Origin of the sequence: Scandinavium hiltneri, from assembly GCF_024764835.1 — a bacterium.
Lineage (GTDB): Bacteria > Pseudomonadota > Gammaproteobacteria > Enterobacterales > Enterobacteriaceae > Scandinavium > Scandinavium hiltneri.
Genome location: NZ_JALIGE010000015.1, coordinates 1 through 392, shown reverse-complemented (window position 1 = coordinate 392; position 392 = coordinate 1). Strand labels below are relative to the sequence as shown.

At 67.3% G+C, this 392-nt stretch carries 1 protein-coding gene; it reads right to left on the bottom strand.

The window, feature by feature from the left end:
- The coding region (locus MUU47_RS00060; protein WP_258986096.1) for an MFS transporter at window positions 1–392 on the bottom strand (392 nt) is incomplete at both ends.

The window sequence follows — 392 nt, the reverse complement described above, 5'->3', positions numbered from 1 at the left end:
AGGGTGTTCATCGCCGTGAATTGCAGGGAGTTCACCGCGCCGAGCAGGCTCAGGTGCAGCAGCAGCCAGACGTAGGGGGTGTCCTGGTCGACCAGGCCGAAGCCGGCGATCAGGCAGCCGAGGATCAGGGTGTTGCCGACCAGCAGCTTGCGATAGCCGAAGAAGTCCAGCAGTGGCTTGGCCATCGGCTTGGCGACCATCGCGAACAGCGCCAGCGGGATCATGGTCATGCCCGCGGTGGAAGGCGGGTAGCCCAGTCCCACCTGCAGCAGCAGCGGGGTGAGGAAGGGCAGGGCGCCGCTGCCCAGGCGGGCGAACAGGTTGCCGAGGATGCCGACGGCGAAGGTCCGCGCCTTGAACAGGCTCGGCGGGAACAGCGGCTTGTCGATGCG